Origin of the sequence: uncultured Oscillibacter sp. (assembly GCF_910587525.1) — a bacterium.
GTDB lineage: Bacteria > Bacillota > Clostridia > Oscillospirales > Oscillospiraceae > Oscillibacter.
This window is the reverse complement of the sequence record NZ_CAJULS010000175.1, coordinates 1-3,786: the sequence shown is the minus strand read 5'-3', so window position 1 is coordinate 3,786 and position 3,786 is coordinate 1. Positions and strand designations below refer to the sequence as shown.

The window sequence follows — 3,786 nt, the reverse complement described above, 5'->3', positions numbered from 1 at the left end:
ACTCTTTCCCTACACGACGCTCTTCCGATCTTACCGGAGAAGCTGCTTACCGAGACTACAGAGATCGTTTTGACTATGTAATTCCGTCGGCAGAGTCCCGGTTCACGTTCCAGTTGTTCAGATAATTCTGCTTCCGGTAGGCCTTGGGGGTCATCCCCACTTGACTGCGGAAATGCTGGATGAAGTGGCTCTGGGAGGAGTAGGACAGCATAACGGCGATCTCCACAAAGTCGTAATTGCTGAACCGGAGGAGGTTTTTCGCCATGTCGATCTTCCGCTGGCGGATGTACTCGCTCACCGAGATGCCCGTCTCCTGCTTGAAAATCCGGGACAGGTGGGTGGGAGAGATGTTGATGGCCTCGGCCAGCTCGTTCACCGTGATCCGGTCCATGATGTGGACATAGATGTAGTCGATGGCCTGGGCCACCTGCTTGGAGGAGGCGATGTTCTTCCGCAGATGCCGCATCCGGCACACGAAGTCCAGCGCCATCTGGTCGTGGACATAGACGATCTCGGCCATGTTGGTGCAGCAGTCCATCCGCCGGATGTACTCGTCGCTCAGGCCGAAGGCCTCCTCCAGGGGCATCCCCCCCTCCATGCAGAAGCGGGTAATCATAGCGGCGGTGACCACAAAGTGGTAGCGCAGATTGGTTACCGGGTTGTCGGAGAGCTTGCCCACCCCCTCCATGTTCTCAAAGGCTCCCCGGCTGCAATTGTCCTGCACCGCGTCGATCAGCCCCGCCGCCACCGAGCGGTAAAAAAGGAACTCCTCCCCCGGCTCCCGGTGGCTGGTGACTGCGTTTTCTTCCTCAAGCAGAACGGGCTGCCAGATCGGTTCGACATTCATACAAAGGGCCTCCCTCCAATTTTGCCCCGAATATATCACAACTCCGCCTTTTTATCAAGATATACCGGATATTTTTGTGGGATTTATCAGCAGAAAAATTTTTGCCGGCCGGGAAATATGTTATGAATCTGATATTTGCACTCTTGATTTAATATACCGAGACAGGCTCTAAATCTATAATAACATCAGTACGGCAGCCCCATGGGCTGCGCAAATGAAGAAGGAGGAGTGGAACATGAGAAAAAAGAGAATCTTGAGCCTGGCGCTGGCGTCTGTGACGGCGCTGGGGCTGCTCAGCGGCTGCGGCGGCGGCAGTGGCGGCGGCCTGCTCAGCGGCGTGCAGGCCAGCGACGGCGGCAAGGTCCTGAACATCTACGTGTGGAACGAGGAGTTCCAGGGCAAGTTCAACGAGAATTACCCCCAGGTGGAGCGGCTCTCGGACGACAAATCCATCGCCTATCTGAAGGACGGCACCGAGGTCCACTGGATCGTCAACCCCACCCAGGACGGCGTCTACCAGCAGAAGCTGGACGAGGCGCTGCTCAAGCAGGGCAGGGTGGCCGCCGACGACAGGATCGACATGTTCCTGGTGGAGGCGGATTACGCCCTGAAATATGTCGACCCGGAGGTCAATGTGGCGCTCCCCATCTCCCAGCTGGGGATTACCGACGCGGACATCGCCAACCAGTACCGCTACACCCTGGAGGCCATGACCGGCTCCGACGGTGAGATCAGGGGATTGAGCTACCAGGCCACCCCCGGCATGCTGGTCTACCGCCGCTCCATCGCCAAGGCCGTCCTGGGCACCGACGACCCGGAGACCGTAGGCGCCGCCGTGGCCGACTGGGATAAGTTTTACGAGACGGCGGAGCAGATGAAGGCCGCCGGCTATTACATGTACTCAGGCCGGGCTGACACCGCCCGGGTGTATTCCAACAACGTCTCCGCCCCCTGGGTGAAGAACGACAAGACCGTGGTGGTGGACCCCAACATGATGAACTGGGTGGACCGCTCCATGGAGGACATTGAGAGCGGCATCAGCCACAACGTGCCGGGCCAGTGGAACGACGAGTGGAACAAGGACATGGGCCCCGACTCCAAGGTGTTCTGCTTCTTCCTCCCCGCCTGGGGTCTGGATGTGTGTATCGCCCCCAACGTGAAGGATACCGCCGCCGCCCAGGATTGGGCCGTCTGCCCCAGCCCCCAGAGCTTCTTCTGGGGCGGCACCTGGCTGGTGGCCGCCAACGGCACCGATAACGCCTCCCAGGTCAGGGATATCATGCTGACCATGACCGCCGACCGGGACCTTCTGCGCACCCTGGCCATGAACTACGGCGAGATGAGCAACGACCAGCCCCTGATGGAGGAGCTGGCCCAGTCCCCCGACTTCGGCATCGACCTGCTGGGCGGACAGAACTACATCGGCGTGCTGTCCGATGTGGCGGCCACAGTGGACCTGTCCAACATCTCCTCCTATGACCAGGGCTGTGTGGAGGAGTTCCAAAACACCTTTGGCGATTACTTCAACGGCGTCATCAGCCTGGACAAGGCCAAGGACAACTTTGAGATGGCCATCACCGAGCGCTACCCCTGGCTGGTGGGCGGCGGCGTGCTTTGGCCGTAAACCGCTGTGAAAGGAGGACTTCTGATGAAAAACGAGAATCGAATCAAAAGCGTCAGCTACGCCAAATGGGGATATATTTTTATCCTCCCCTTCTTTTTAAGCTATGCCATTTTCTCGCTCATCCCGTTGGCGGACACCATCCGCAACAGCTTCTATGAGTACTACGCCTTCGGCCTGAAGACCGTGGGCCCCAACTGGACCGGGCTGTCCAACTACACCTCCCTGCTCTCCTCCGACCTGCCCAAGTACGCCTGGAACACCTTTGTCATGTGGATTCTGGGCTTTGTGCCCCAGATTATCGTGTCTCTGGTGCTGGCCTCCTGGTTTACCGACGCCCGGCTGAAAATCCGGGGCAAGCAGTTCTTCAAGGTGGTCATCTACCTGCCCAACCTGATTATGGCCTCCGCCTTCGCCATGCTGTTCTTCGCCCTGTTCTCCAACGCCGGACCGGTCAACAGCATCCTGCTGCGCATGGGTGTGGTGGGAGAGGCCATCCGGTTTATGGAGTCCACCCTGGGCGCCCGCACCCTGGTAGGGCTGATGAACTTCCTCATGTGGTTCGGCAACACCACCATTATGCTGATGGCGGCGATTATGGGTATCAATCCCTCCATCTTTGAGGCGGCGGAGCTGGACGGCTGCACCCATATCCAGAAATTTTTCAAGATTACCCTGCCCCAGATCAAGCCCCTGCTGACCTACACCCTGATTACCTCCCTCATCGGCGGCCTGCAGATGTTCGACGTGCCCCAGATCCTCACCGGCGGCAAGGGCGCCCCTGACCGCACCACCATGACGCTGATTATGTACCTGAATAAACACCTCCAGGCCAAAAACTACGGCATCGCCGGCGCGCTGTCCGTCTTCCTGTTTATCATCAGCGCCATTCTCTGCTGGTTCGTCTTTAAGATGAACACCGACTCCGACCCGGACGGCTCCAAGTCCGCGGCCAAGCGCGCCAAGAAAGGGGGCAAAGCGTAATGGAGAACAAAAAATCCAGCGGACGAACCATTCTGGCCCATGTGGTGCTGATTATCCTGGCGTTTCTGTGTCTGTTCTTCTTTTACATCCTGATTATCAACGCCACCCGCTCCCACGCGCAGCTCCAGCTGGGCTTCTCCGCCCTGCCCGGCTCCAGCCTGCTCACCAACTTCAAAAGCGTCATCAACGACCCGGCTATCCCCATCCTGAAGGGCATCCAGAACAGCCTGATTGTCTCCGGCTGCTGCGCCGCCATCGTGACCTACTTCTCCGCCCTGACGGCCTACGGCATCTACGCCTACGACTTCAAGCTGAAGCGCGCCGCCTTCACCTT

3 protein-coding genes and 1 pseudogene are annotated in these 3,786 nt (G+C 58.6%); 3 read left to right on the top strand and 1 reads right to left on the bottom strand.

Annotation, left to right across the window (positions count from 1 at the left end):
* Nucleotides 1–73: 73 nt before the first annotated feature.
* Nucleotides 74–847 carry a helix-turn-helix transcriptional regulator gene (locus tag QZ326_RS11820; protein WP_295745456.1) on the bottom strand — a complete coding sequence of 258 codons (774 nt, stop codon included), beginning with the start codon at nt 845–847 and terminating at the stop codon, nt 74–76.
* A gap of 235 nt (nt 848–1,082) precedes the next feature.
* Between QZ326_RS11820 and QZ326_RS11815 the strand changes: the two genes are divergently transcribed.
* The 3 genes and pseudogenes from QZ326_RS11815 to QZ326_RS11805 form a co-directional block, all read left to right on the top strand.
* A complete protein-coding gene (locus tag QZ326_RS11815; protein WP_295745453.1) occupies nt 1,083–2,471 on the top strand; it encodes an extracellular solute-binding protein in 1,389 nt (462 codons plus the stop codon).
* A 24-nt stretch (nt 2,472–2,495) separates the two neighbouring features.
* Nucleotides 2,496–3,452 carry a carbohydrate ABC transporter permease gene (locus QZ326_RS11810; protein ID WP_295745449.1) on the top strand — a complete coding sequence of 319 codons (957 nt, stop codon included), beginning with the start codon at nt 2,496–2,498 and terminating at the stop codon, nt 3,450–3,452.
* A pseudogene (locus QZ326_RS11805) lies at nt 3,452–3,786 on the top strand (carbohydrate ABC transporter permease); the annotation flags it as partial. The gene QZ326_RS11810 and the pseudogene QZ326_RS11805, both read left to right, overlap by 1 nt.

Coding starts and splice junctions, on each gene's coding strand:
- QZ326_RS11810 (WP_295745449.1), top strand. CDS start 2,496: ATGAAAAACGAGAATCGAATCAAAAGCGTCAGCTACGCCAAATGGGGA.
- QZ326_RS11815 (WP_295745453.1), top strand. CDS start 1,083: ATGAGAAAAAAGAGAATCTTGAGCCTGGCGCTGGCGTCTGTGACGGCG.
- QZ326_RS11820 (WP_295745456.1), bottom strand. CDS start 847: ATGAATGTCGAACCGATCTGGCAGCCCGTTCTGCTTGAGGAAGAAAAC.